The organism is Intrasporangium flavum (genome assembly GCF_001956915.1).
In the GTDB taxonomy this organism is placed as follows: domain Bacteria; phylum Actinomycetota; class Actinomycetes; order Actinomycetales; family Dermatophilaceae; genus Monashia; species Monashia flava.
Genome location: NZ_MLJO01000022.1, coordinates 149,446 through 173,433, shown reverse-complemented (window position 1 = coordinate 173,433; position 23,988 = coordinate 149,446). Strand labels below are relative to the sequence as shown.

Genomic DNA, 23,988 nt, shown 5'->3' with positions numbered 1-23,988 from the left:
GTGACGACGGCGAGGGCGGCCGTGGCCCCCGCGATCCGAGTCCTGCCGAGGTCGAGCTGCCTCATGGTGTCCCCTGTCTCGTGCCCCGCGGCGTGGCGGTGGCTGGATCGGCGCGAGCGCGCCCTTCATTGTGGCAGCGCGGACCGCTCCCGTCGCGCGCAACCACCCACCCTGACGCGCCGAGGCGCCAGAAGGTTGTCGGGCCGTCGGGACGCCTGCGGCGGAGCCGGTTCCAGCGTGCGCGAAACCTAGGACGGCGCGTCGGCAGGCTCGCTCGTCAGCCCGAGGCCGAGGTCGACCATCGTCACGAGGCGGGGCGCGAGCTCGGCGATGGCGCTCGCGGGCAGGTCGCGCAGCGGGCCCTCGAGGGCGAGCATCGCCATGCCGTGCACGGCCGACCATGCGAGCAGCTCGGCCCCGGGGCGCTGCGCCTCGGACAGCACGCCGGTGTCGACCATGGCGTCGAGCGACTCGGCGAGCAGCTGGAACGGGGTGCGCCCCGCGCGTCCGGCGGCCTCGGGCGAGGCGGCGCGGGAGAGGTCGACGGGCACCGCGAAGGCCGTGCGGAACAGGCCCGGCTCGTCCATGGCGAAGCGGAGGTAGCCGACGCCGACGGCGCGGAACCTGGCACGGGCCCGGGCGCCGGCGTCGAGCCCGGGATCGACGGCGTCCATGGTGTCGCTGATGACGTCGGCGGCGCGGGCCTGGGCGAGCGAGACGACGTGCCCGAGGAGGGCGTCGCGGTCGGCGAAGTGCCGGTAGGCCGCGTTGGCCGAGACCCCCACCCGACGCGTCGCCTCACGGAGCACGACGGCGTCGGGGCCACCCTCCTGCGCAAGCTCGAGACCGGCGTCGAGGAGGGCATGGCGCAGGTCCCCGTGGTGGTAGGTCGCCCGCTCGGTGCTCACCGCCCCATCATGGCGCGATCCGGACCGCGGTGCGGCAGGCATCCGCCGTCGACCCGCCCCGCCCACCGACGACCGTTGCCTCGCGCCGGCCACCGACACGCCACGCAGACGCCGCGACACGCCGGATCGCGGGCCCCCGCGTCGACCAACGGTCGTCCGGAGGTGCGCCGCTCAGAAGCCGAAGCGGCGGGCCGTGGCCCGCACGGCCTCGGCCGAACGGCGCAGCCCGGCCAGCTCGGCCTCGGTCATCGGCACCTCGACGCGGTCGCCGACGCCGCCGGCGTGGACGATGGCCGGCACCGACAGGCAGATGTCGCTGATGCCGAGGTAGTCGGTGAGGCGGCTCGACACCGGCAGGATGCGCCGCTCGTCGTTGAGGAGGGCCTCGACGACGCGGGTGGCGGCCAGCCCGATGGCGTAGTTCGTGGCGCCCTTGCCCTCGATGATCCGGTACGCCGACTGCACGACGTCCTCGGCGATGCGGTCGCGGGCCGCCTCGTCGAGGGCCGGCCGGCCGTCGGGCCCGGGCCACGACAGCAACGGCACCGAGCCGACGCTCGCCGAGGACCACAGCGGCAGCTCGGAGTCGCCGTGCTCGCCGACGACGTAGGCGTGCACGCTCTGGGCCGCGACGCCGAGGTGCTCGGCGAGCAGGAAGCGCAGCCGCGAGGAGTCGAGGACCGTGCCCGAGCCGAAGAGCTGCGCGTCGGGCAGCCCCGACACCTGCAGCGCCGCCCACGTCACGACGTCGACCGGGTTGGTCACCATGACGTGCACGGCGTCCGGGGCGACCTCGACGAGGCGCGGCAGCAGCGAGCGGACGATTGCGATCGTCGACTCCGCGAGGTCGAGCCGCGACTGCCCCGGCTTCTGCTTGGCCCCGGCCGTGAAGACGACGACGTCGCAGTCGGCGAGCACGGCCACGTCGTCGGAGCCGACGACGTGCGCCATCGGCACGAACTGGATGCCGTGGCTGAGGTCGAGCGCCTCGGCCTGCACCTTCCTGGCGTCGATGTCGAAGAGCGCGACGGTGTGCGCGGTGCCGCGCATCAGGGCGGCGTAGGCGAGCGTGGCGCCGACGGCGCCGGCGCCGACGATGCCCAGACGCGTCGTCCGGCGTGAGTGCGTCGGCGGCGGGGCCGGCGTGGAGGTGGGTGGTGGTGTCGTCGTGCTCAACGGAGCTCCCGGGGTCATGAGGCGGTTCGGCGGCTGACCTCCCTCGCAAGGCTAGCCACGAGCGTCCGGGCCGTCCGGCGGTCCGCGCGGACTGTGCGACGCTGTCCGCATGGTGGTTGCGCCCGAGGTCGTCGAGGCCGTCCGGGGCGCGCGCCGCCTCGCCGTCGTCACCGGCGCGGGCATGTCGGCCGAGAGCGGCGTGCCGACCTTCCGCGACGCCCAGACCGGCCTCTGGGAGCAGTACTCGCCCGAGGACCTCGCCACCGTCGAGGCCTGGGACCGCGACCCGGCGTTCGTCTGGGCCTGGTACCTCTGGCGCTTCGAGCGGGTGCGGCACGTCGAGCCGAACGCGGGCCACCGGGCCGTCGCCGGGCTCGCGGGCGTGCCCGGCGTCGAGGCCGTCACCGTCGTGACGCAGAACGTCGACGACCTGCACGAGCGCGGCGGGAGCGACGACGTCGTGCACCTGCACGGTGCGCTGTCGAGGTTCCGCTGCGCGTCGTGCGGTGCGCCCTTCGACGCTCCGGTCGCGCTGCCGCACGAGGAGACCGAGCGCATCGAGCCGCCGAGGTGTGACGCGTGCGGCGGGCTCGTGCGTCCCGGCGTCGTGTGGTTCGGCGAGGTGCTGCCGCAGGACGCATGGGAGCGCGGGGTGGCGGCGGTCGAGGCCGCCGACGTCGTGCTCGTCGTGGGCACGTCGGGGATCGTGCACCCGGCGGCCGGGCTGCCGGTCCTCGCGCGGGGCGCGGGTGCGGTCGTCGTCGAGGTCAACCCGCTCGACACCGACGTGTCGGACGTCGCGCACCACCTCGTGCGCGAGACCGCCGCGGTGGCGCTGCCGGCCCTGCTCGACGCGCTGCTCCGTCCGTAGCGCGAGTCGGCGCGCTGGCTTCGGCGTCGTGGGCGGCGTCGTGGGCGGCGTTGCGGCTCAGGCGTGCTGGAGCCGGGCCAGGGCCTCGCGCAGGTGCGGGAGCGCATCGCCGGCCGCGGCGAAGAAGCGCGCATCGCAGTCCTCGACCGCGACGACGGCCCGGTTGACGACGTCGACGCCCGCGGCGGTCGGCACGAGGTCGCGGGCGCGCGCGTCGTCGGGGTGGGTCCGCCGCTCGAGGAAGCCCTTGCCCTCGAGGGCGCGCAGCACCTGGGAGGTCATCATGACGTCGGTCCGGGCGTGCTCGGCGAGGTCACGCTGGCTCACGGGGTCGTCGCGGTCACCTCGCAGCCACGTCAGCGACGCGAGCAGGACGAACTGCGTGTGCGTCAGCTCGAACGGTGCGAGGGCCTCGCGGACGGCTGCCTGCCACCGGGTGCTGACCCGCCACAGCAGCAGTCCCGGGCTCTGCGCCTCGTCGGCGAAGCGGGTGTTGAGGCCGGTCATGCCCCGACGCTACGGGACCGGCGGTACGCGACCGTCATGGCCTGCTCGACGAGACGGAAGTCGGCCTCGTCGAGGGGCAGCAGGCCGCGGCGCAGGCCCTGGCCCCAGCCGGGCGACCGGGTCAGCAGGAGCCGGCCGGTCAGTTCGGCGAGCGGCACCGGGTCGGCCTGCTCCCAGTCGACGCGCCGGCGGTACGGGCGGAAGTCGCCCTCGTCGGCCTGCCAGATCTCGTCGTCGGCGATGCGGCCCACCGCGGTGAAGGCCCGGCACGGCGCACCGCCGCCCATCTCCTCGCGCGGCGAGTAGTAGACGAACCCGTCGCCGGCCGCCATCCGGGCCAGGCCCGGCCGCTGGCCGTGGTGGACCTGGGCGATGCCGAGCTCGACCCCGCGCCGCACGTGGGCGGCCGAGACGACGCCGAGCCAGCACCTCATCTCGCCACCTCCGGCGCGACGGCGGGCGCTGCGACGAGGGCGAGGAGGTTCGCGAGGTCCTTCTCGACGCCGCGGCGCACGGCGTCGGCGCCCCCGAGGACCCGGGCCCAGAGCCCGCGCAGGGGACCGTCGACGCTGACGGTGACGGTGACCCGCGAGCCCGTCGGCGCCGGTTCGGCGTGGTGGCGGAAGGTGAGCCGCGCCCCGGCCAGGTGGGTCGTGTCGGCGAAGGTGCGGTCCGGGACCAGCTCGGTGACGGTGAACCGGGAGCGCGGGCCACCCTTGGGGCGCAGCCGGCCGGTCGCACCGAGGCGGACCGGCTCGTCGAGGCGGACCCACGCGAGGTCGGTGCTCCACTCGGGGTGGGTGTCGCAGTCGGCCCACCGGGCGAACAGCTGCGCCGGGGTGGCCGGGACGGTCGTCGTGTATGTGGCGAGAGGGGTCGAGGCTGTGTTCATGGACCTATAGTAAGCGCGCTTACTAAAACGTCAAGGGGTCGGCCCCCGGACATCCTCCGGGGGCCGACCGGCGACGCGTCAGGCGAAGAGCTCCTCGAGGCACTCCCGGAACATCGTCGTGTGTGCGTCGACGTCCGCCACCGTCGTGTCGGGGCACATGAGGGCCATGTTGTGGAACGGCGTCAGGAGGATGCCGCGGTTGAGGGCGTAGAGGTGCAGGTACTGCTGCAGCTCGAAGTCGTCTGCGTCGTGCGCCTCCTGGCCGTTGCGCGAGGGCACCTTCGAGAAGTTGTACTCGGCGCGGGCGCCGAGCCGGGTCACGTGCCAGTCGGCGCCGACCGCGTCGATGCCGGCCTGCACGCCGTCGGCCCAGGCGTCGGCGAGCGGCACCATGTGCGCGAACGCCTCGGGCGTCATGACCTGCTCGAGCGTCGCCTTCATCGCCGCCATCGACAGGCCGTTGCCGGCGAGCGTGCCGCCGATGCCGCCCACGTCGATGTCCTCGAGATCGACCGAGCGGGCGATGCGGTCGGCGACGTCCTGCGTGAAACCGAAGGTGCCGCAAGGGATCCCGCCACCGATCGACTTGCCGATGACGAGGAGGTCGGGCTCGAGTCCCTGGGCGCCCGTGTAGCCGCCCGGGCCCGCGCAGATGGTGTGCGTCTCGTCGTTGATGAGCAGCGCCCCGTACTTCGTCGCGAGCTCGCGGACGCCGGCGTTGTAGCCGTCGTCGGGCAGCACGATGCCGATGTTCGTCAGTGCCGGCTCGACGAGGATCGCCGCGACGTCGCCGTGCGACAGCGCCTTCTCGAGGGCGTCGAGGTCGTTGAACTCGACGACGCGCGTCGTCTCGGCGGTGTCGACCGGGGCGCCGATGTTGTGCCGGCGGTCGACCGTGGTGCCGCCCTCGCCGATCGTCGCGAAGGCCTCGTCGACCGAGCCGTGGTAGCAGTAGTTGTGCACGACGACCTTCGACCGGCCGGTGAGGTGGCGGGCGTAGCGGATGGCGTGCCGGTTGGCGTCGGTGGCCGTCAGGGTGAACTGCCAGTACGGCAGCCCGAAGCGGTCGGCCAGGTTGCCCGACACGGCGATGGCGTCCTCGGTCGGCAGCATCGTCGTGATGCCGCGCGCGAGCTGCCGCGTGACGGCCTCGACGGTCGCGGCCGGCGAGTGGCCCATCATGGCGCCGGTGTCGCCGAGGCAGAGGTCGACGTGGTCGATGCCGTCGACACACGTGAAGTGGGCCCCCTCCGCGTGCTCGACGAAGACCGGGTGGTCGCCCGGCCACTTGACCATCCAGCTCATCGGGACCCCGCCGGGCATGTGGGCCCGGGCCCGCTCGGCCAGCTCGCCGGAGCGGGGGCGGGCGGCGGTGAACGCCTCGCGCTCGCGCGCGTGCAGGTCGGCGAGGCGGGTGCGGTCGAGGGTGCTCATGTCGGCATGATGCCGTGTCGCGCGATTCTGCGGAAGGGGTGGTCAGAATTGCGGATGGCTACGGAATCCGTAGGTGTTGGAACCTGATTCCAATGAGATGGGCCCTCGGAAGGGGTTGCACGAACAGGTCGTCGTGGCATGATCCCGGCATGCTACCGAGCGGTTACCGGGGCCTGAGCCTGTGGCACGACACGTGCGACGACGACTTCGCGCCGCGCCCGTCCCTGCCCGGCGACCTCGACGTCGACGTCGCCGTCGTCGGGGCCGGCTACACCGGCCTGTGGACCGCCTACCACCTCGTCCGGGCCGACCCCACGCTGCGCGTCGCCGTGCTCGAGAAGGAGGTCGCCGGGTTCGGCGCCTCGGGCCGCAACGGCGGCTGGTGCTCGGCGCTCTTCCCGGCCTCGCTGCACCGGATGGCCACCGAGCGCGGCCGCGAGGCCGCGGTGCGGATGCAGCGCCGGCTGCACGACACCGTCGCCGACGTGGGCCGTGTCGCCGCCGAGGAGGGCATCGACTGCCACTTCGACCAGGGCGGGTACGTGTCGGTGGCCCGCAACCCCGCCCAGCTCGAGCGGGTGCGCGCCGAGGTGGCCGAGAGCCGCGAGTGGGGCTTCGGCGACGACGACCTGCGCCTCCTCGACGTCGACGAGGTGTCCGACCACGTCCGCCTCCCCGACGCGCTCGGCGGGGCCTGGACCCCGCACTGCGCGGCGCTGCACCCGGCCCGGCTCGTGCGCGGCCTCGCCCGCGCCGTCGAGCGACGCGGCGTCGTCCTGCACGAGCGCACGCCGGCCACCGCCGTCGGCGCCCACCGCGTCGTCACGCCGCACGGGACCGTGCGCGCCGAGCACGTCGTGCTCGCCACCGAGGGGTACACGCCGACCGTCGCCGGGCGCCGCCGCGCCATCGTGCCCGTCTACTCGCTCATGACCGCCACCGAGCCGCTGTCGGACGACGTCTGGGAGCGCATCGGCCTCGAGCGGCGCACCACCTTCGCCGACAACCGGCACCTGACCATCTACGGCCAGCGCACCCGCGACGGCCGGATCGCCTTCGGCGGCAGGGGTGCTCCCTACCACTACGCGTCGAAGGTGTCGCCGTCCTACGACCGCGACGACCGGGTCCACGCCCGGCTGCGGACCATCCTCACCGAGCTGTTCCCCGCCCTCGAGGGCGTCGCGTTCACCCACTCCTGGGGCGGCAACCTCGGGGTGCCGCGCGACTGGTTCCCGTCGGTGCGCCACGACCGGCACACCGGGCTCGCGTTCGCCGGCGGCTACGTCGGCGACGGGGTCGCCACCTCGGCCCTGGCCGGGCGCACCCTCGCCGCGATGATCCGTGGCGAGGACCCCGAGGACCTCACGAGCCTGCCCTGGGCCGGGCGCACCTCGCGCAACTGGGAGCCCGAGCCGCTGCGGTGGCTCGGCGTCAACGCCGTCACCGCCCTCATGACCTCGGCCGACTGGTCCGAGCGCCGCACCGGCCGGCCGTCCCGGGCCGCCTCGGCGTTCTGGTCGGCGATCGGGCAGTGAGCCTGGCTCAGACGGCGACGAACACGCCGTCGCGCAGCACGGGCACGACGTCCGACGCGTCGAGCTCGGCGGCCACGACGACGTCGTCGGCGTAGCCCTTCTCCTCGAGCTCGCGCCCGCTCGAGCAGGCGTGCAGGTCGGCGGCCAGCGCATCGACCGGCGCCGCCACGGCGTCCCACGCGGCCACCGCCACCCGCGCCTCGGGGCTGAGCAGCAGCGGTCCGGCGCGGTGCTCGAGCAGCCGTGCGAACGCGTCCGCGACGGCGCCGACGCCCCAGAGGTCCTCGGCCGCGGGGCGCAGCGAGTCGTCGGGCCACCGCTCGCCCGCGGGGACGAGGAGCACGACGGGCGGCCGGTTCGGGCTCGCCGTGAACCGGGCCGCCAGGTGGCGGGCCACCGCGGTGCGGTTGCGCAGGCACGCGGCCACGACCTCCGCCCCGGCCTCGGCGAGCCCGGCGCACACGGTGGAGCCGTTGGGGGAGGGCAGCACGAGGTCCGTGAGGCCCTCGGCGGTGCGGATCGACCTCGGGGACAGGCTCACCCGGCCGTCGTCGCCGTCCGCTGCGTCGGCGGTGCCAGCGGGCGGCACCGGACCGCGCGGCTGCGCGAGCACCGCGCCGTTCTCCCGCGCGAAGGCCGCGGCAGAGGCGTCCTTCCACCGGTAGGGCCGCACGCGCACTCCGCGGTCGACGCCGACCGACACGCACGTCGTGAAGCTGAGCACGTCGGCGACGACCGCCACGACGTCCGAGCCGGCGTCGCGCGCGTGCCGGGCCAGGGCCACCGACGCGTCGGCCCCCCACTCGAGGCGCACGAGGTGCCGGTCCTGGCTGTGCCACGCGTCCATGGCGGCGACCCTACCCAGCAGCGGGCGGCGAGGAGGTCGAGGTCGGCGTCGGCGGCGGGAAGCGCGGCAGGTCCTCGTCGACGGAGCGCTTGAGGGCGAGCAGGCCCCCCGTGACGAGCAGCACGGAGGCCACGAGCGTCACGACGACGGCCCGTCGCCGCGACGGCTCCCGATCGGTGTCACCGTGCACCCGCGGACCTTTCGACGGACGTGTCCCGACGGACGCCCGCCACGACACGTGGCGGACGGAGCCACACCCTACGGCCGCCGGGGCACCTGCGGGGTCGAGTCCGGGTCAGCCGCCGAAGTCCTGGGTCCAGTAGATGCCGTAGGGGCCGCCGGTGGCGACGCCGACGCCGATGGCGGTGTAGCGGCAGTCGAGGATGTTGGCGCGGTGGCCCGGGCTCTTCATCCACGCGGACATGACCGCGATCGGCGTGCGGTAGCCCGCGGCGATGTTCTCGCCGAGGCGGCGGCCGGTGTAGCCCTGGGCGCGGATCCGGTCGACGAACGTGCGCCCGTCGAGGCTGGTGTGCGAGAAGTACCGCCGCTTGGCCATGTCGACCGAGTGCGCGAAAGCTGCACGCTGGAGGCGGACGTCGACGCGGAGCGCGCGGCAGCCGACCTTGGCGCGCTGGGCGTTGACGAGCGTCACGACCTGCTGCGCGTACGTCGGGGTGGCGGCCTCCGACGAGGCGGCGGTGCCGACGACCCCGGACGCGGCGAGCGCGAGGGCCGCGGCGGCGGTGGCGATCCGGGCGGTGAAGGGGCGAGGACGCATCGGTGCACCTTTTCTGGCTTTTGTCCGTTTTCCGCCTCAACCGTAGGCCGCACGCAGCCGCCGCGGGCCGGAATCGGCCGAACCCGCCGAACCCGGCCGAACCCGCCGGGCACGGGCGCGCCGGACGCCCGGCGCCCCGGGTCAGGACGCGTCGAGCCGGGCGACGAGCCGGGCCGGTGCGGTGCGCCGGTAGGAGGCGTCGACGAGCTCGCCGACCTCGTCCCAGTCGACGCCCTCGACGCCGTGCGGGTGGCGCAGGTCGAGCATGAGCCAGCCGTACGGGCCGTAGTAGCCGGGCACGACGAACCGCCCGTCCTCGAGCAGCGCCGCCCGGTCGGTGTCGTCGGGCAGGACGAGGAGCGCCTGGCGGAAGGGCTCCGGGTCGTGGTCACCCTTGACGACGCCGCCGTAGATCGCGAAGACCTTGCGGGTGAAGAAGTTGGGCCGGCCGTGCGAGACCTTCTCGTCGGCGCCGGGCAGCGCGAGGCAGATGGTGCGCAGCCGGGTCAGGTACGGGTCTGCGTCCGCGTACATCGTCGGGTGGGCCATGGACCCACCGTAGGCGCCGGTCAGCGCCCGCAGGCCCCTCCGCACCCGCCGGCTCCGCAGCCACCGCCGCACCCGCCGCCCGCGGCGACCGGCTCGCGGGCGTCGTCGCGATGGGCCCACGCGGTCTCGAGGGCCTCGGTGAACACCTCGACCGGCTGGGCGCCGGAGACGCCGTAGCGGCGGTCGAGGACGAAGAAGGGCACCGACTCGATGCCGAGCATCTTGGCCGTGGCCTCGTCGCTGCGCACGTGGTTGCCGTAGTCGTCGGAGTCGAGCATCGTGCGGACGGCGTCGGGGTCCAGGCCGATCTCGGCGGCGAGGCGCACCAGGGTGTCGCGGTCGCCGACGGCGAGCCCGTCGGTGAAGTAGGCCCGCATGAGCCGCTCGTGGGCGGCGTCGGCGAGGCCGTGCTCGGCGGCCAGGTGCACGACCCGGTGGGCGTCGAAGGTGTTGCCGTACCGGGCCTGCTCCCAGTTGAACTCGAGACCGACGCCGGCGGCGGCCGCGGCGAGCGAGCGGTGCTGCTCGACGGCCTGCTCGCGGGAGATGCCGTACTTGCCGGCGACGAGGTCGACGAGCGGCGCGTCGGACACCGGCTCGGCGCCGCGGTCCAGCTCGAAGCTGTGCCAGCGGACGGTCACCTCGTCGGCGTGCTCGAAACCGGCGAGCGCCGCCTCGAGCCTGCGCTTGCCGACGTAGCAGAACGGGCACACGATGTCGGACCAGATGTCGATCTCCACGGTCGTGCAACCTACCTCGGTGCCGCTCTCTTCCCCGCATCGCGAGCGGGTCAGGCAGCCGAGCCCCGGGCGACGCTGCGCAGGACGGCCGCGGCGCACTCGGCGGCGCGCATCTCGGGCAGCCAGTGGCCGGCGTCGAGCTCGACGAGCTCGTACGGGGCCTCGACATGCTCGGCGGTGAGGCGTGCGGCGTCGGGGCCCAGGAACGGGTCCTCGCACCCCCAGACGTAGGTCGTCGGCACGTGCACCCTGTGCGCCGGCACCGAGGAGCGCCGTGAGGCCCGGTACCAGTTGATCGGGCCGGAGATCGCCGCCGGTGTGGCGAGGCGGTCGGCGTAGCGCCGGCGGTCCTCCTCGGGCAGCCCGCCGCGCCGCATCAGCGCCTCGAAGCGTCGGGCCATCACCTGCTCGGGCAGCGCCGGCACCTGGAAGGCGGCCACGTACCAGGAGCGCCGACGCTGGTCCCACCCGCGGCGCCAGGCCCGCCCCAGCGCCGCGGGGTGCGGGGTCGACAGCGCCGTCAGCGACGCGACCCGCCCCGCGTGGTTGCCGGCGAGCAGCCACGCGATGCCGCCGCCCCAGTCGTGCCCGACGAGGTGGACGCGCTCGCGGCCCGACGCGTCGACGAGCCCGAGCACGTCGGCGACGAGCTCCTCGAGGCGGTAGGCGTCGACGCCCGTGGGGCGCGCGCCGGGGGAGTAGCCGCGCTGGTCGGGAGCAAGGGTGCGCAGGCCCGCCTCGTGGAGCAGCGGCGTGACGGCCCGCCAGCTCGAGCGGTCGGTGGGGAAGCCGTGCAGCAGCACGACGACGTCGCCGCCGAGGGGCCCGGCGTCATCGACCTCGAAGCGCAGGCCGTCGCGGGCGAAAGTGCGGATGCGCTGGTCGTCGCGGCTCATCCGCCCATCCTGCCCCGGCCGTCACTCCCCGGGGTGGCGGGCAGCCGGTCGGACGCCGGGAGGCCGCGACTCAGGGACCGGTCAGGGACAAACCCGAGGCGGGGCGGGCCATCGCCGAAATACGCTGGAAGGGTGCCCGACGCCACCCGTGACCTGCGACTGGGCCGCCGGTGGTGGCACCTGTCCCGCACCGGCCTGCTCTTCGGCGCCGCGTACTTCCTCATCTCGATCTCACCGAGCCTGCTGCCGCGCACCTGGTACTACCAAGGCCTGATCAGCGGGCTCTGCGCGTCGGTCGGCTACGCGCTCGGCGTCCTCGTGGCGTGGCTCGTGCGCACGCTCGCTCGGGTCATCGACCTGCGCGTGCACGTCAGCGGCGAGGCCCGGCACTGGATCCGCGTCGCGGCGCCGGTGTTCGGGGCCGTCGCGGTCATCGGCATCACGGTGGCCAACGTCCGCTCGCAGGCCCGCACCGCCGCCGTCGTGCGCCTCGAGCCGCTCGACCCCCTCGACTGGGCCCTGGCCCTCGCGCTCGCCGCCGCCATCGCCGTGCTCTTCCTGCTCATCGCCCGTGGGCTGCGGGGCATGACGCACGGCCTGGCCGAGGCGGCCGGGCACGTGCTGCCCAAGACCGTCGCGTCGATGATCGCGGTCGTCGTCGTGGCCACGGCCACCGCCTGGGTCACCGACAGCGTCCTGCTCCACCGCGGCCTCGACGCCTTCGCCGGCGTGGCCGCCAAGGTCAACGCCGAGGCCCCGTCGAACCGCGCCGCGCCGCGCTCGTCGCTCGTGTCCGGCGGTCCCGGTTCCTACGAGACGTACGCCAGCCTCGGCTACCAGGGGCAGATGTTCGTCACGAGCGCGCCCACGCCGCAGGAGATCTCGGCCGCCACGGGCCGCGACGCCATCGAGCCGATCCGCGTCTACGCCGGGCGCACCGGCGACCGCACCATCGACGACGTCGCCGACGCCGTCGTGCGCGAGCTGCGCCGCACCGGGGCGTTCGACCGCAAGGTGCTCGCCGTCATCACGACCACCGGCACCGGGTGGGTCGACGACTGGTCGGCCCAGTCGATCGAGTACCTGAGCAACGGCGACTCCGCCATCGCGGCGATGCAGTACTCCTTCCTGCCCAGCGCGCTCGCGATCCTCACCGACCGCGACACCCCGCGCGCGGCCGGCACGGCGCTCTTCGACAGGGTCTACGCGGTGTGGAAGACGCTGCCCGAGGGCCATCGCCCGCAGCTCGTCGTCGGCGGCGAGTCGCTCGGCTCGTACGGCGGCCAGGGGGCCTTCCGCGACGAGGCCGACATGCTGGCCCGGGCCCAGGGCGGCGTGTGGGTCGGCACGCCGAGCTTCACCGGCATCGCCGCGAGCCTCACCGCCCGGCGCAACGAGGGCTCGCCCGAGATCGTCCCCGTCGTCGACGACGGACTGCACGTCCGTTTCGCGGCGAGCGGCGACCAGCTGACCCACGACTACTACGGCCGGCCCTACGGGGCCTGGGACTTCCCCCGGTTCGTCTACGCGCAGCACCCGTCCGACCCGGTCGTGTGGTGGAACCCCGCGCTGCTCGGCGAGCAGCCCGACTGGCTGCGCGAGCCGCGCGGGCGTGACGTCAACCCGGACGTCACGTGGATCCCGTTCGCGACGTTCTGGCAGCTGACGACCGACATGGCCGTCGGGCACGACCCGCCCGACGGGTTCGGGCACCGCTACGGCGCCGAGCTCGTGCCGGCGTGGGGGTCCGTGCTCGGTGGGTCGCCGACCGACGACTACTCCCGTCTCATCGCCGGCATCGAGAAGACGGTCAACCGCGTGGCCTGATCACCCGTCCTCCTCACGCACTGCTCCCACCACGGGAGCAGCTGGTGAGCGTCCGCACCACCCACCCGCTGTGGGACGCCGTCAGCGACCGAGGCCGAAGCGCGCGACGTGGTGCCAGACCCGCTTGAGGGTCTGCGGGTCGTGCTCGCCGGTCGCGGCCGCCTCACCGACGACGCGCGGTGTGAGGACGCCCTCGACCGCGACCCGCTCGCCGAGGGCCACCACCTCGGGCCCGCGGTAGTCCGGGTGGGCCCGCAGCACCTCGACGGGCAGTCGGTAGCCGACGTGCCACTCGACGGGGACGCCGAGCCGGGCCGCGTCGTCCTCGACGCCGGTGCCGCGGAACGACGGGTCGAGCACGAGGGCCTCGACGTCGGTGCGCACGTCGAGGACGCCGTGGACGTGCGCCTCGACGTAGTCGTCGAGGAGGTCGTGACCGGCCGACGCCGCCGCCTCGGCGAGCGCGAACGCGTCGGCCGTGCCGAACAGCGTCGGCTCGAAGACGCTGTCGGGGAAGCAGAACGTCGTGCGGTCCAGGGTGTGCCCGGCCAGCCGCACGTGGCTCGAGCCGAAGCGCGGCGCGGCGCCGTTCGGGCGCCGGTGCAGGTCGAGGGCCCCGTACCGCGGCCGGAGCGCGACGTCGGTCGTGTCGTAGGCGCCGCCGAAGAGCCGGCTCTCCCAGCGCCACCGGTCGCCGCCCGGGTGGGCGGTGAGCCCGCCGTTGCTCGTGCCGGTCTCGAACTGCGAGCGGTACACGCCCTCGTCGGCGAGCCGGGCCAGCACCGTGCGCCCGTGACTGACGCCCTCGAGCCGCTCCGGGTGGAAGTTGAGCGTGACGCGCAGCGTCGGGTCGAGCGCGGATCCGGCGGCGCGGCCCCGCACGTGCGCCACGGCGCGCTGCACGGCGTCCGGCAGGACGGGGCGGTCCACGGGGTGCGGCCTCCTCGGGCGACGTCGTTCGGGTGGGGTGCCACTCTGGCACGGACGAGGTGCGACGATGCGTCGTGTGTCGGCGAGCGCGGTCTACCTCATCTTCGGGCTCGCCCTGCTGCTCGCCGCAGTGCTGCCGACGGTCCTCGCGCGGTACGCCGTCTCGGCGCCCATGGTGCTGCTGGCGCTCGGTGCCGTCATCGGCCTGCTGCCGCTGCCGAAGGGCCTCGTCCTCGACCCCGTCGACATCCGCGCGCAGGTCGAGCACGTCGCCGAGCTGACCGTCCTCGTCGCCCTCATGGGCGTGGGCCTCGCGCTCGACCGGCCGCTCAGCCTGCGCGACCGCACCACGTGGCGTCGCTGGTCGCCGACGTGGCGGTTGCTCGTCGTCGCGATGCCGGTGACGATCGCCGCGGTGGCGCTGCTCGGCTGGGGGCTCGGCCTCGCGCCCGCGGCCGCGCTGCTGCTGGGCGCGGCCCTGTCGCCGACCGACCCGGTGCTCGCCGGCGACGTGCAGGTCGGCGGCCCGCACGTCGACGCCGATGCCGAGGGGCTCGAGGAGGTCGACGAGGCCGACGAGGTGCGCTTCGCCCTCACCTCCGAGGCCGGGCTCAACGACGGTCTCGCGTTCCCGTTCGTGCACGCCGCGGTCTTCCTCGCGACGCTCGGACCGGTCAGCGCGTGGATCGGCGGCTGGGTCGCCTGGGACCTCGTCGGCAAGCTCGCGATCGGCGTCGGGGTGGGCTTCGGCGTCGGGTGGCTGCTCGCGAAGGTGGCCTTCCGCTCGCCGCGGCGCTCGCTGCGCCTCGCCGAGCAGGGCGAGCCGCTGCTCGCGATCGCGGCGCTCGTCATGACGTACGGGCTGAGCGAGGTGGTCGGGGGGTACGGGTTCGTCGCCGTGTTCACCTGCGGCATGACGATCCGCGCGGCCGAGCGCGGTCACGAGTACCACGCGGCCATGCACGAGGTCGTCTCCCGCCTCGAGCGGCTGCTGACCCTCGTCGTGCTCATGCTCCTCGGGATGGGGATGACCAACGGGATGCTGTCGGCCCTGGACTGGCGCGGTGCCCTCGTCGCCGTCGCGATCGTCCTCGTCGTGCGCCCGGTCGCGGGCTGGCTCGCCCTGTCGGTGCGACCCCGGCCCGTCGAGGAGCCGGGCGGCCTCGAACCGGCCGAGCGGCGCGCGGCCGCCTTCTTCGGCGTCCGCGGCATCGGCACGCTCTACTACCTCGCCTGGGCGGCCGGCCAGCACGCCTTCCCCGAGGAGCGCTGGCTCTGGGCCACGGTCGCGGCGACGATCGCTCTGTCGGTCCTCGTCCACGGCGTCCTCGCGACGCCGGTGCTGCAGCGGCTCGAGGCGCGTCGCGAGGCCCGGGCCTGACGCGTCGCGGCCCGTCCCGCCACGGGATGGGGGCGCCGGGCCTCCCGCCGCCCGGCCGCGCCTGATAGGACGGTTCCATGGGCACGATGACCGACTTCCCCGAGCACGAGCTGTCCGCCTACCGCGCCGACCCGGACGGTGACCCGCGTGGCGCGGTCGTCGTCGTCCAGGAGATCTGGGGCCTGACCGACCACATCAAGGACGTCGCCGACCGGTTCGCCGCCGAGGGCTACGTCGCGCTCGCCCCCGACCTGCTGGCCCACGTCGGCCTGACCGCCGAGGTGGGCAGCCGCATCTTCGCGCTCAACAACAGCGCGAGCGAGCAGGAGCGCCTTGCCGCCCAGCCGCAGCTGCGCGAGGCCACGACGCCGGCCCGGCAGCCCGAGTTCGCGGCGTGGGCCGTGCCCGCCCTGCGCGGCGTCGTCGACTCCCTCGCCGGCGAGCCCGGCGTCGACGGACGCGTCGGCGTCGTCGGGTTCTGCTTCGGGGGCACGTACGCCTTCGCGCTCGCGGCCGCCGACGACCGGGTCCGCGCCGCCGTGCCCTTCTACGGCACCTTCCCCGAGCACGCCGACCCGTCGACGATCGCCTGCCCCGTGCTCGCCCTCTACGGCGAGGACGACCACCGGATCACCGACGGGGTGCCCGAGCTCGAGGCCCGGATGGGGGAGGCCGGCGTCGACTTCACGGCGCGCGTCTACCACGGCGTCGGGCACGCGTTCTTCAACGACGACGCCCCGTCGCGCTACAACGCCGACGTCGCCGCCGACGCGTGGCAGCGCACCCTCGCCTTCCTCGGCGCGCACCTCGGCGCGCACCTCGGCAGGTGAGCCGCCCCGAGGGCGTCCCCGCACAGCGGTCTCATGGCCGCTTCCGTCCCGTCGGAGAGCGGCAGGGGGTATGTCTGTGTCCATGAGCCCCTCGAGCGAGAAGACCGAGCCCGCGCCGAGCGCCCCGACCGAGTCGGGGACCCTCGACCCCGCCTCGCCGCTCGTCCTCGGGCCGATGCTGCGCTTCGCCGGCGAGACCGAGGCGACGGTGTGGGCCGAGACCGCGGGGCGCGCCACCGTCACCGTGCGTGCCGACGGACGCGAGTGGTCGGCGCCGACGTTCGTCGTCAAGGGCCACCACTACGCCCTCGTCCTCGTCGACGGCCTCGAGCCGGGCGCCTCCTACGACTACACGCTCGACGTCGACGACACCCGGGTGTGGCCGCCGGCCGACGACGGCCGGTTCCCGGCGCCGCGGATCAGCACCATCGACCGGTCCCGGCCGACGCGCCTGCTCTTCGGGTCGTGCCGCACGAGCGTGCCGCACGACGCCGAGGGCAACGCGTCGAACGGCGTCGACGCGCTGCGCACCCTCGCGCTCGCCCTCGCCGAGGGCGCGGAGGAGTGGCCCGACCTCGTCGCGTTCCTCGGCGACCAGGTGTACGCCGACGAGACGTCGGAGGCGATGCGCGAGTTCATCGCCTCGCGGCGCTCGCTCGAGGAGCCGCCGGGCGAGGAGATCAAGGACTACGAGGAGTACTGCCACCTCTACCGGCTCGCCTGGTCGGACGAGGCGAACCGGTGGTTCTTCTCGACCGTGCCCAGCTGCATGATCTTCGACGACCACGACATCCGCGACGACTGGAACACCTCGTGGTCCTGGCACGAGGAGATCAACCGGACGCCGTGGTGGCATGAGCGGCTCATGGGCGGGCTCGCCTCGTACTGGGTGTACCAGCACATCGGCAACCTCTCGCCGGCCGAGCTCGCCGAGGACGAGGTGTACGCGGCCGTCCTCGCGGCCGAGGCGTTCGGCGGCGAGGAGCTCGACCTCACCGAGCCGCTCTTCGACCTCGTCCGGCGCGTCGACCGGCACCCTGAGGTGTACCGGTGGAGCTACCGGCGCGACCTCGGCGACTCGCGCCTCGTCGTCGTCGACTCGCGCGCCGCGCGCGTCCTCGAGCCGGAGCGACGGTCGATGCTCGACGCCGACGAGGCGAGCTGGCTCGACGCGCAGCTGACCGGCGACGTCGACCACCTGCTCATCGGCACGTCGCTGCCCTTCCTCCTGCCGCCGGGCCTGCACGACTTCGAGGCCATCGACGAGGTGCTCGCGAGCAGCGGGGCGCACAACCGCGTCGTCGCCGGCCTCGCCGAGAAGAGCCGCCAGTCGATCGACCTCGAGCACTGGGCGGCCTTCAACGACGGGTTCGTCGAGGTGTTCGACATGGTGATGGACGTCGCCCGTGGCAACCGCGGCCGGGCCCCGGGCTCGATCACCTTCCTGTCGGGGGACGTGCACAACTCCTACGTCGCGGAGGTGGGCGACGCCGCGCGGTACGGCGCCCGGTCGCGCATCGTGCAGGCCGTGTGCTCGCCGATCCGCAACCCGATGCCGCGCGGGATCCGCGTCATGATGTCGCTGTTCGCGCGGGGCCTCGTGCGACCGATGCGGTTCCTCGCCGGGCACTCCAAGCGGGTGCCCGACCCGAAGTACCCGTGGCGGGTGACCGACGGCCCGTGGTTCGACAACTGCCTCGCCGAGCTGACCGTGCAGGGCCGCGACCTCGCGATCGTCTGGCGGGGCGGGGTCGTGCACGACGGCGACGACGCGCACCCGCGGTTGACGACGGTGGGCAGCGTGCGCCTGCCGGCCCGCCCGTGAGGCTCGGCGTCAGCTGACGCGGACCACGAGGATGCGGTCGTCGCCGGCGCGCGGGGAGGTGCGCCCGTCGCGGTTGCTCGTCGTCACGAGGAGCGTGCGGTCGTCGAGGGCGAGGACGCTGCGCAGGCGCCCGTACCGGCCCTCGAGGAACGACTGCGGGTCGCCGGCCGGCTTCGTGCCGTCGAGCGGGACCCGCCAGAGCCGTTCGCCGCGCAGGCCGCCGAGCCACGCCGAGCCGGCCGCGATGGCGATCCCGCTCGGGGAGTTGGCGTCGGGGCTCCACTGCTCGACGGGCGACACGATGCCGGGCGCGGACGTCTTGCCCTCGGTCTGCGGCCAGCCGTAGTTGCCGCCCTTGCGGATGAGGTTGAGCTCGTCGTGGAGGTGGTCGCCGAACTCCGAGGACCACAGCCGGCCCGCGGCGTCCCAGGTGATGCCCTCGACGTTGCGGTGCCCGTAGCTCCACACGAGGGTGCCGAACGGGTTGCCGGGTGCGGGCCGTCCGGCCGTCGTCATCCGCAGGATCTTGCCGCCGAGCGACGAACGGTCCTGTGCCAGAGGGCGGTCGCCCGCCTCGCCGGTCGTGGCGTAGAGGTAGCCGTCGGGCCCGAAGGCGAGGCGGCCGCCGTTGTGGTGCACCCCGTGCGGGATGCCCAGCAGGATGACGCGCGGCGCCCCGAGCTGCTGCCCCGCAGGCGCGGTCGGGTCGTAGGTCATCGTCGCAATGCGGTTGTCGTTCGCGGTCGAGAAGTACACGAAGAGCGTTCTGTCCGAGGCGAACCGGGGGCTGACGGCGATGCCGAGCAACCCGGCCTCGCCCTGCTGGTCGACGTTCGACACGACGCCGGGCACGTGCCCGACGCTCGTGACGCGTCCGGTGGACAGGTCGACGCGGCGGATGCGTCCGTCGTCGCGGGTCGTGACGAGCACGGCCGAGCGGTCGGGCAGCAGCGCCAGGCCCCACGGCACGTCGAGGCCTGTGGCGAGGGTGCGCAGCACGGTGACCGAGCCGGTCGGCCGGCCCGCGCGCGAGGTGGCCGTCGCCGTGGGGGTCGGCACGGCGGTCGGCGTGGCCGACGTCGTGGTGGGGGCAGGCGTCGTGCCGGCCGTGCTCGTCGCGACGGAGGACGCCGACGACCCCGCTGCCGACGAGCTCGCTGCCGTCGAACCCGCGGAGGAGCCGGCCGGCGTGGGGCCGCCCGATGAGCAGGCGCCGAGAGCGAGGGTTCCGGCCACGGCGGCGGCGCCGAGGACGCGTGCGGCAGAGCGCGGTCGGGACACGGTCACCTCCACGGGTCGGGGTCCCGAACCTACCCAGTGCACCTGTGCGACGCGTGCGTGCTCAGCGGTCGTGACGGCTGGCCAGCAGGCTCGCCCCGATGCCGAGCATCCACGTGTCCTTGCTCACCGCCATGCCGTCGGGCGTCGGCCAGATGCTCCCCTCCTGACGCATGCCGGGCGTGCGGAGGTAGAGGCCGACGAGGCCGCCGGAGAAGGCGGTCAGTGCGGCGCCGGCCAGCCGGTTGGGCACGAACGGCAGCAGCAGCGCCGCGCCCGTGGCGATCTCGGCGGCCGACAGCAGCCTGAGGAAGGAACGCGACCCCCTACCCGTCTGCCGCGCCGGCGCGCATCCGGAACACGGCCGACCGGTCCGCGCGGAAAAGTTCGCCGATCCGGGAACACCGGCCCCGGTCACGAAGTTGAGTCAGGTGAACGCAAGATTTGCGAGCGCGGCTTTGACAACGACGGGTCGGCTGGCGCAGATTGAGCGAGGACCTGTCAACCGGACCAGAGCATCACCAGAGCATCAAGGAGTCACCATGGCACGTGCGGTCGGAATCGACCTCGGTACCACCAACTCGGCCGTCTCCGTCCTCGAGGGCGGCGAGCCGACGATCATCGCGAACGCCGAGGGCGGTCGCACGACCCCGTCGGTCGTCGCGTTCAGCAAGAACGGCGAGGTGCTCGTCGGCGAGGTCGCCAAGCGCCAGGCCGTCACGAACGTCGACCGGACGATCCGCTCCGTCAAGCGCCACATGGGCACCGACTGGAAGTCGCCGGAGATCGACGGCAAGACCTACACGGCGCAGGAGATCAGCGCCCGCATCCTCCAGAAGCTCAAGCGCGACGCCGAGTCCTACCTCGGCGAGACCGTGACCGACGCCGTCATCACCGTCCCCGCCTACTTCGACGACGCCGAGCGCCAGGCCACCAAGGAGGCCGGTGAGATCGCGGGCCTCAACGTCCTGCGCATCGTCAACGAGCCCACCGCGGCCGCGCTCGCCTACGGCCTCGACAAGGGCAAGGAGGACGAGCTCATCCTCGTCTTCGACCTCGGTGGTGGCACGTTCGACGTGTCCCTCCTCGAGGTCGGCAAGGACGCCGAGGACGGCTTCGCCACGATCCAGGTGCGCGCCACGAACGGCGACAACCACCTCGGTGGCGACGACTGGGACGACGTCATCGTCCAGCACCTCATCACCCAGGTGAAGAACAAGACGGGCCAGGACCTGTCCAAGGACAAGATCGCGATGCAGCGCCTCCGTGACGAGGCCGAGCGCGCCAAGAAGGAGCTGTCGACCGCGACGAGCACCAACATCTCGGCGCAGTACATCTCGATGACGCCCGAGGGCCCGATCCACCTCGACGAGACCCTGACGCGCGCCCAGTTCGAGCAGATGACCAAGTCGCTGCTCGACCGCACCAAGGCCCCGTTCCACAAGGTCATCGAGGACGCCGGCATCAAGGTGTCCGACATCGACCACGTCGTCCTCGTCGGTGGCTCGACCCGCATGCCCGCGGTCGCGGCCCTCGTCAAGGAGATGACCGGCGGCAAGGAGCCGAACAAGGGCGTCAACCCCGACGAGGTCGTCGCCATGGGCGCGAGCCTGCAGGCCGGCGTCCTCAAGGGTGAGCGCAAGGACGTCCTGCTCATCGACGTCACGCCGCTCTCGCTCGGCATCGAGACCAAGGGTGGCCTGTTCACCAAGCTCATCGAGCGCAACACCGCGATCCCGACGAAGCGCTCGGAGATCTTCAGCACGGCCGACGACAACCAGCCCTCGGTCCTCATCCAGGTCTTCCAGGGTGAGCGCGAGATCGCCCAGCACAACAAGTCGCTCGGCACCTTCGAGCTGACCGGCATCGCGCCGGCGCCGCGTGGCGTGCCGAAGATCGAGGTCACCTTCGACATCGACGCCAACGGCATCGTCAACGTCAGTGCCAAGGACCAGGGCACCGGCAAGGAGCAGAAGATGACGATCACCGGCGGCTCGGCCCTGTCCAAGGACGAGATCGACCGGATGGTCAAGGACGCCGAGGCGCACGCCGAGGAGGACCACAAGCGTCGCGAGCAGGCCGAGGTGCGCAACCAGGCCGAGCAGCTCGTCTTCTCGACCGAGAACTTCCTCAAGGAGTCCGGCGACAAGATCCCGGCCGACGTCAAGACGCCGGTCGAGGAGTCGCTCGCCGACCTCAAGGCCGCCATCGCCGAGGGCTCCGAGGCCACGGTCGAGGACATCAAGGCCAAGATCGAGGACCTCAACACCAAGTCTCAGGCCATGGGCCAGGCGGTCTACGCCTCCGAGCAGGCGAACGCGGCTTCCGCCGGCGCCCCGGGTGCCGACGGCTCCGGCCCCGACGCCGCGGCGTCCGGTTCGGCCGGCGCGGGTGCGTCCGACGACGACGTCGTCGACGCCGAGGTCGTCGACGAGGACGAGGCCAAGGACGCCAAGTGACCGAGTCCACCCCGAACCCCGAGGCCGAGGGCACCCAGCCCGGTGCCGGCGGGCCCGAGGTGACCGACGCGCAGGGTGCCGGCGGCCAGTCCGCCGGCACCCCCGGCGCGGGCGCCCGGGGCCACCACACCTACTACGAGGGCGGCGCCGGCGCCTCGTCCGAGCCCGGTGGCGAGGACGAGTACGACCACGGCCCGGACGCCGCCACCGAGCGGGAGGCGCTCGCGCAGGAGGACGCGCTCGCTGCCTCCTACCTCGCCGACCTGCAGCGGCTGCAGGCCGAGTACGTCAACTACAAGAAGCGCGTCGACCGCGACCGCGAGGTCATCCGGCACACCGCGGTGGGCAGCGTCGTCGAGTCGCTGCTGCCGGTGCTCGACGACATCCACATGGCCCGCCAGGCCGGCGACCTCGCCGGCGGCCCGTTCGCGGCCATCGCCGACAAGCTCGAGGCGACGCTCGGCCGGTTCGGCGTCGAGCGCCTCGGCGAGGCCGGCGAGGAGTTCGACCCCAACGTGCACGAGGCCCTCATGCACGTCGAGGCCGATCTGCCGGAGGGGGCCACGGGCACGACGGTCGTCCAGGTGCTCCAGCCGGGCTACCGCATCGGTGACCGGCTCGTCCGCGCCGCCCGGGTGTCGGTTGCCGACCCCGCGTGAGCGCCACGCCGCGTCGACGCCCCACGCGTCGGCCGGCATCGATGATGATGTGAGGACCGCCGGGGACCCCGCGCGGCCGCAGCAGGAGAGGCAGGTGCGCCATGGCTAGCCAGGACTGGTTCGAGAAGGACTTCTACGCGACCCTCGGCGTCGCCCAGGATGCCGACGCGGCCGCGATCAAGAAGGCCTACCGCAAGCTCGCCCGCGACCTGCACCCCGACCACAACGTCGGGGACACCAGGGCCGAGGAGCGCTTCAAGGAGATCGGCGAGGCCTACGCGGTCCTGTCCGACCCCGAGCAGCGCCGCGAGTACGACGCGATCCGTGCCATGTCGCACGGGGGCGCCCGCTTCACCGCGGGCGGCCCCGGCGGCGGGGGCGCCGGGTTCGAGGACATCTTCTCGGCGTTCGGTGGGGCCGCTGGTCCCGGCGGCACCCGCGTCCGCTTCGGCGGCGGCGGGGCCGGGGCGGGCCAGCCCAACCTCGAGGACATCCTCGGGCAGATGTTCGGCGGCGGCGCCCCGGGCGGCGCCGGCGGTTTCGGCCAGCAGTACGGCGGCTACGGCGCCACGGCCGGGCCCCGGCCCGGCGCCGACGTGCAGGCCTCGACGAGCATCGGCTTCCGCGACGCCGTCGAGGGCTCGACGGTGACGCTCAGCTCGCCCGACCTCGGCCGGATCACCGCGCGGATCCCCGCCGGGGTCAAGGACGGCCAGAAGATCCGCCTGCGCGGCAAGGGCCGTCAGGGCGAGTCCGGCGGCCCCGCCGGCGACCTCATCCTCACGGTGACCGTCGAGAAGCACCCGGTCTTCGGGCGCGACGGCGACAACCTCACCGTCGACCTCCCCGTCACCTTCGCCGAGGCGGCGCTCGGGGCCACCGTGCCCGTGCCGACCCTCGACGGCGGGCAGGTCAAGGTGCGCATCGCGGCCGGCACCCCCAGCGGGCGCGTGCTGCGCGTCAAGGGTCGCGGCGTCCACCGGGGCGAGCACACCGGCGACCTCCTCGCCAAGGTGCAGGTCGTCGTGCCGCAGCGGCTGACCGACGAGGCCCGCGCGGCGATCGAGACCATGGCCTCGGCCGAGGACGGCCAGGACCCCCGGGCCGACCTCTTCCGCCGGGCCAGGGCCTGAGGCCGACGGGCCCCACGAGCGCGAACGGGAAGGGAGTGGTGAGGATGGCACGCAGGAGCGCACGCCCGGCAGGGCACGACGACGACGCACCCGTCTTCGTCATCTCCGTCGCGGCCGAGCTGGCGGGCATGCACGCCCAGACGCTGCGCCAGTACGACCGCCTCGGGCTCGTGACGCCGTCGCGCACCCGGGGCGGCGGGCGGCGCTACAGCACCCGCGACGTCGAGCTGCTCCGCGAGGTCCAGCGGCTCTCCCACGAGGGCGTGTCGCTCGTCGGCATCCAGCGCATCCTCGACCTCGAGAACCACGTGACGGCGCTGCAGTCCCGGGTCGAGGAGCTCGCCGGCGAGCTCGAGCGCACCCAGGCCGCCCTGCACGCCAGCACGCGGTTCTTCGCGGTCGGCCCGCGGGGCGAGGCGGTCCCGATGCGACCCGGTCAGCGGCCGCCGCGGACCGCCGCGTCGCAGGCGCTCGTCGTCTGGCGCCCGCAGCACTGACGCGCGCCGCTGCCGCCGCTCGGCGCCTCGGCG

25 protein-coding genes are annotated in these 23,988 nt (G+C 74.0%); 10 read left to right on the top strand and 15 right to left on the bottom strand.

The features are described 5' to 3' along the window. Positions 1 to 248: 248 nt before the first annotated feature. Together BIV28_RS16495 and BIV28_RS16490 are read right to left on the bottom strand one after the other, a co-directional pair. Entirely contained in the window at positions 249 to 908 is a 660-nt protein-coding gene (locus BIV28_RS16495; protein WP_242653095.1) for a TetR/AcrR family transcriptional regulator, read from the bottom strand. A 171-nt stretch (positions 909 to 1,079) separates the two neighbouring features. After that, entirely contained in the window at positions 1,080 to 2,084 is a 1,005-nt protein-coding gene (locus tag BIV28_RS16490) for an L-lactate dehydrogenase (protein WP_076263598.1), read from the bottom strand. 109 nt (positions 2,085 to 2,193) lie between these two features. Between BIV28_RS16490 and BIV28_RS16485 the strand changes: the two genes are divergently transcribed. Further along, positions 2,194 to 2,955 carry an SIR2 family NAD-dependent protein deacylase gene (locus BIV28_RS16485; protein ID WP_076263597.1) on the top strand — a complete coding sequence of 254 codons (762 nt, stop codon included), beginning with the start codon at positions 2,194 to 2,196 and terminating at the stop codon, positions 2,953 to 2,955. A 57-nt stretch (positions 2,956 to 3,012) separates the two neighbouring features. On the opposite strand, the gene BIV28_RS16480 is transcribed toward BIV28_RS16485, so the two are convergent. The 4 genes from BIV28_RS16480 to BIV28_RS16465 all read right to left on the bottom strand — a co-directional run bounded on the left by BIV28_RS16480 (position 3,013) and on the right by BIV28_RS16465 (position 5,788). Beyond that, positions 3,013 to 3,462 carry a MarR family winged helix-turn-helix transcriptional regulator gene (locus tag BIV28_RS16480; protein ID WP_076263596.1) on the bottom strand — a complete coding sequence of 150 codons (450 nt, stop codon included), beginning with the start codon at positions 3,460 to 3,462 and terminating at the stop codon, positions 3,013 to 3,015. Continuing rightward, complete coding sequence (locus tag BIV28_RS16475; protein ID WP_076263595.1) at positions 3,459 to 3,896, bottom strand: EVE domain-containing protein; 438 nt, start codon at positions 3,894 to 3,896, stop codon at positions 3,459 to 3,461. Before BIV28_RS16475 ends, BIV28_RS16480 begins: the two co-directional genes overlap by 4 nt. After that, entirely contained in the window at positions 3,893 to 4,354 is a 462-nt protein-coding gene (locus tag BIV28_RS16470) for an SRPBCC family protein (RefSeq protein WP_076263594.1), read from the bottom strand. Before BIV28_RS16470 ends, BIV28_RS16475 begins: the two co-directional genes overlap by 4 nt. Before the next feature lie 78 nt (positions 4,355 to 4,432). Beyond that, complete coding sequence (locus tag BIV28_RS16465; RefSeq protein WP_076263593.1) at positions 4,433 to 5,788, bottom strand: aspartate aminotransferase family protein; 1,356 nt, start codon at positions 5,786 to 5,788, stop codon at positions 4,433 to 4,435. 149 nt (positions 5,789 to 5,937) lie between these two features. Here BIV28_RS16465 and BIV28_RS16460 point away from each other — a divergent pair, with 149 nt between their 5' ends. Then, positions 5,938 to 7,323: an NAD(P)/FAD-dependent oxidoreductase gene (locus tag BIV28_RS16460; protein WP_076263592.1), complete on the top strand. Its 1,386-nt coding sequence runs from the start codon at positions 5,938 to 5,940 to the stop codon at positions 7,321 to 7,323. A gap of 7 nt (positions 7,324 to 7,330) precedes the next feature. Here the strand turns inward: BIV28_RS16460 and BIV28_RS16455 are convergent, their stop codons facing one another. The 6 genes from BIV28_RS16455 to BIV28_RS16430 form a co-directional block, all read right to left on the bottom strand. Beyond that, complete coding sequence (locus BIV28_RS16455) at positions 7,331 to 8,170, bottom strand: 2-phosphosulfolactate phosphatase (RefSeq protein ID WP_076263591.1); 840 nt, start codon at positions 8,168 to 8,170, stop codon at positions 7,331 to 7,333. Between the two features lie 10 nt (positions 8,171 to 8,180). Next, on the bottom strand, positions 8,181 to 8,360 hold the full coding sequence (locus tag BIV28_RS16450; protein ID WP_076263590.1) for a hypothetical protein: 180 nt from the start codon (positions 8,358 to 8,360) through the stop codon (positions 8,181 to 8,183). 105 nt (positions 8,361 to 8,465) lie between these two features. Beyond that, positions 8,466 to 8,951, bottom strand: a complete 486-nt coding sequence (locus tag BIV28_RS16445; RefSeq protein WP_076263589.1) for a CAP domain-containing protein — start codon at positions 8,949 to 8,951, stop codon at positions 8,466 to 8,468. A 141-nt stretch (positions 8,952 to 9,092) separates the two neighbouring features. After that, positions 9,093 to 9,500 (bottom strand): MmcQ/YjbR family DNA-binding protein, encoded by a 408-nt coding sequence (locus BIV28_RS16440; protein ID WP_076263627.1) that lies wholly within the window; start codon positions 9,498 to 9,500, stop codon positions 9,093 to 9,095. 20 nt (positions 9,501 to 9,520) lie between these two features. Further along, a complete protein-coding gene (locus BIV28_RS16435; protein WP_076263588.1) occupies positions 9,521 to 10,240 on the bottom strand; it encodes a DsbA family oxidoreductase in 720 nt (239 codons plus the stop codon). Positions 10,241 to 10,290: 50 nt separating this feature from the next. Beyond that, a complete protein-coding gene (locus BIV28_RS16430) occupies positions 10,291 to 11,136 on the bottom strand; it encodes an alpha/beta fold hydrolase (RefSeq protein ID WP_076263587.1) in 846 nt (281 codons plus the stop codon). 132 nt (positions 11,137 to 11,268) lie between these two features. Here BIV28_RS16430 and BIV28_RS16425 point away from each other — a divergent pair, with 132 nt between their 5' ends. Beyond that, on the top strand, positions 11,269 to 12,963 hold the full coding sequence (locus BIV28_RS16425) for an alpha/beta hydrolase (RefSeq protein WP_076263585.1): 1,695 nt from the start codon (positions 11,269 to 11,271) through the stop codon (positions 12,961 to 12,963). A gap of 81 nt (positions 12,964 to 13,044) precedes the next feature. On the opposite strand, the gene BIV28_RS16420 is transcribed toward BIV28_RS16425, so the two are convergent. Next, positions 13,045 to 13,893, bottom strand: coding sequence for a DUF3626 domain-containing protein (locus BIV28_RS16420; RefSeq protein ID WP_242653093.1), 849 nt, complete (start codon positions 13,891 to 13,893; stop codon positions 13,045 to 13,047). A 76-nt stretch (positions 13,894 to 13,969) separates the two neighbouring features. Here BIV28_RS16420 and BIV28_RS16415 point away from each other — a divergent pair, with 76 nt between their 5' ends. From BIV28_RS16415 to BIV28_RS16405, 3 genes are all read left to right on the top strand, one after another. Then, positions 13,970 to 15,274 (top strand): cation:proton antiporter domain-containing protein, encoded by a 1,305-nt coding sequence (locus BIV28_RS16415; protein WP_207556045.1) that lies wholly within the window; start codon positions 13,970 to 13,972, stop codon positions 15,272 to 15,274. Positions 15,275 to 15,351: 77 nt separating this feature from the next. Further along, the gene (locus tag BIV28_RS16410; RefSeq protein WP_076263582.1) at positions 15,352 to 16,104 is read left to right on the top strand and encodes a dienelactone hydrolase family protein; all 753 of its coding nucleotides are present in this window, start codon (positions 15,352 to 15,354) and stop codon (positions 16,102 to 16,104) included. Between the two features lie 82 nt (positions 16,105 to 16,186). Further along, on the top strand, positions 16,187 to 17,929 hold the full coding sequence (locus BIV28_RS16405; protein ID WP_083707429.1) for an alkaline phosphatase D family protein: 1,743 nt from the start codon (positions 16,187 to 16,189) through the stop codon (positions 17,927 to 17,929). 9 nt (positions 17,930 to 17,938) lie between these two features. Here BIV28_RS16405 and BIV28_RS16400 read toward each other — a convergent pair whose 3' ends face one another. Both BIV28_RS16400 and BIV28_RS16395 read right to left on the bottom strand, forming a co-directional pair. Further along, positions 17,939 to 19,210: a PQQ-dependent sugar dehydrogenase gene (locus BIV28_RS16400; protein WP_083707437.1), complete on the bottom strand. Its 1,272-nt coding sequence runs from the start codon at positions 19,208 to 19,210 to the stop codon at positions 17,939 to 17,941. Between the two features lie 61 nt (positions 19,211 to 19,271). Next, on the bottom strand, positions 19,272 to 19,460 hold the full coding sequence (locus tag BIV28_RS16395) for a hypothetical protein (RefSeq protein ID WP_207556036.1): 189 nt from the start codon (positions 19,458 to 19,460) through the stop codon (positions 19,272 to 19,274). 289 nt (positions 19,461 to 19,749) lie between these two features. Between BIV28_RS16395 and dnaK the strand changes: the two genes are divergently transcribed. From dnaK to BIV28_RS16375, 4 genes are all read left to right on the top strand, one after another. Beyond that, a complete protein-coding gene (dnaK, locus tag BIV28_RS16390) occupies positions 19,750 to 21,666 on the top strand; it encodes a molecular chaperone DnaK (protein WP_076263581.1) in 1,917 nt (638 codons plus the stop codon). Then, positions 21,663 to 22,325, top strand: coding sequence for a nucleotide exchange factor GrpE (locus BIV28_RS16385; RefSeq protein ID WP_242653091.1), 663 nt, complete (start codon positions 21,663 to 21,665; stop codon positions 22,323 to 22,325). The genes dnaK and BIV28_RS16385 overlap by 4 nt, the downstream gene beginning before the upstream one ends. A 101-nt stretch (positions 22,326 to 22,426) precedes the next feature. Further along, positions 22,427 to 23,458 (top strand): DnaJ C-terminal domain-containing protein, encoded by a 1,032-nt coding sequence (locus BIV28_RS16380; RefSeq protein WP_076263579.1) that lies wholly within the window; start codon positions 22,427 to 22,429, stop codon positions 23,456 to 23,458. A gap of 44 nt (positions 23,459 to 23,502) precedes the next feature. Further along, the gene (locus BIV28_RS16375; RefSeq protein ID WP_076263578.1) at positions 23,503 to 23,955 is read left to right on the top strand and encodes a heat shock protein transcriptional repressor HspR; all 453 of its coding nucleotides are present in this window, start codon (positions 23,503 to 23,505) and stop codon (positions 23,953 to 23,955) included. The last annotated feature ends 33 nt before the right edge of the window (positions 23,956 to 23,988 follow it).

Coding starts and splice junctions, on each gene's coding strand:
- BIV28_RS16485 (WP_076263597.1), top strand. CDS start 2,194: ATGGTGGTTGCGCCCGAGGTCGTCGAGGCCGTCCGGGGCGCGCGCCGC.
- BIV28_RS16480 (WP_076263596.1), bottom strand. CDS start 3,462: ATGACCGGCCTCAACACCCGCTTCGCCGACGAGGCGCAGAGCCCGGGA.
- BIV28_RS16475 (WP_076263595.1), bottom strand. CDS start 3,896: ATGAGGTGCTGGCTCGGCGTCGTCTCGGCCGCCCACGTGCGGCGCGGG.
- BIV28_RS16470 (WP_076263594.1), bottom strand. CDS start 4,354: ATGAACACAGCCTCGACCCCTCTCGCCACATACACGACGACCGTCCCG.
- BIV28_RS16465 (WP_076263593.1), bottom strand. CDS start 5,788: ATGAGCACCCTCGACCGCACCCGCCTCGCCGACCTGCACGCGCGCGAG.
- BIV28_RS16460 (WP_076263592.1), top strand. CDS start 5,938: ATGCTACCGAGCGGTTACCGGGGCCTGAGCCTGTGGCACGACACGTGC.
- BIV28_RS16455 (WP_076263591.1), bottom strand. CDS start 8,170: ATGGACGCGTGGCACAGCCAGGACCGGCACCTCGTGCGCCTCGAGTGG.
- BIV28_RS16445 (WP_076263589.1), bottom strand. CDS start 8,951: ATGCGTCCTCGCCCCTTCACCGCCCGGATCGCCACCGCCGCCGCGGCC.
- BIV28_RS16440 (WP_076263627.1), bottom strand. CDS start 9,500: ATGGCCCACCCGACGATGTACGCGGACGCAGACCCGTACCTGACCCGG.
- BIV28_RS16430 (WP_076263587.1), bottom strand. CDS start 11,136: ATGAGCCGCGACGACCAGCGCATCCGCACTTTCGCCCGCGACGGCCTG.
- BIV28_RS16410 (WP_076263582.1), top strand. CDS start 15,352: ATGGGCACGATGACCGACTTCCCCGAGCACGAGCTGTCCGCCTACCGC.
- BIV28_RS16405 (WP_083707429.1), top strand. CDS start 16,187: ATGAGCCCCTCGAGCGAGAAGACCGAGCCCGCGCCGAGCGCCCCGACC.
- dnaK (WP_076263581.1), top strand. CDS start 19,750: ATGGCACGTGCGGTCGGAATCGACCTCGGTACCACCAACTCGGCCGTC.
- BIV28_RS16380 (WP_076263579.1), top strand. CDS start 22,427: ATGGCTAGCCAGGACTGGTTCGAGAAGGACTTCTACGCGACCCTCGGC.
- BIV28_RS16375 (WP_076263578.1), top strand. CDS start 23,503: ATGGCACGCAGGAGCGCACGCCCGGCAGGGCACGACGACGACGCACCC.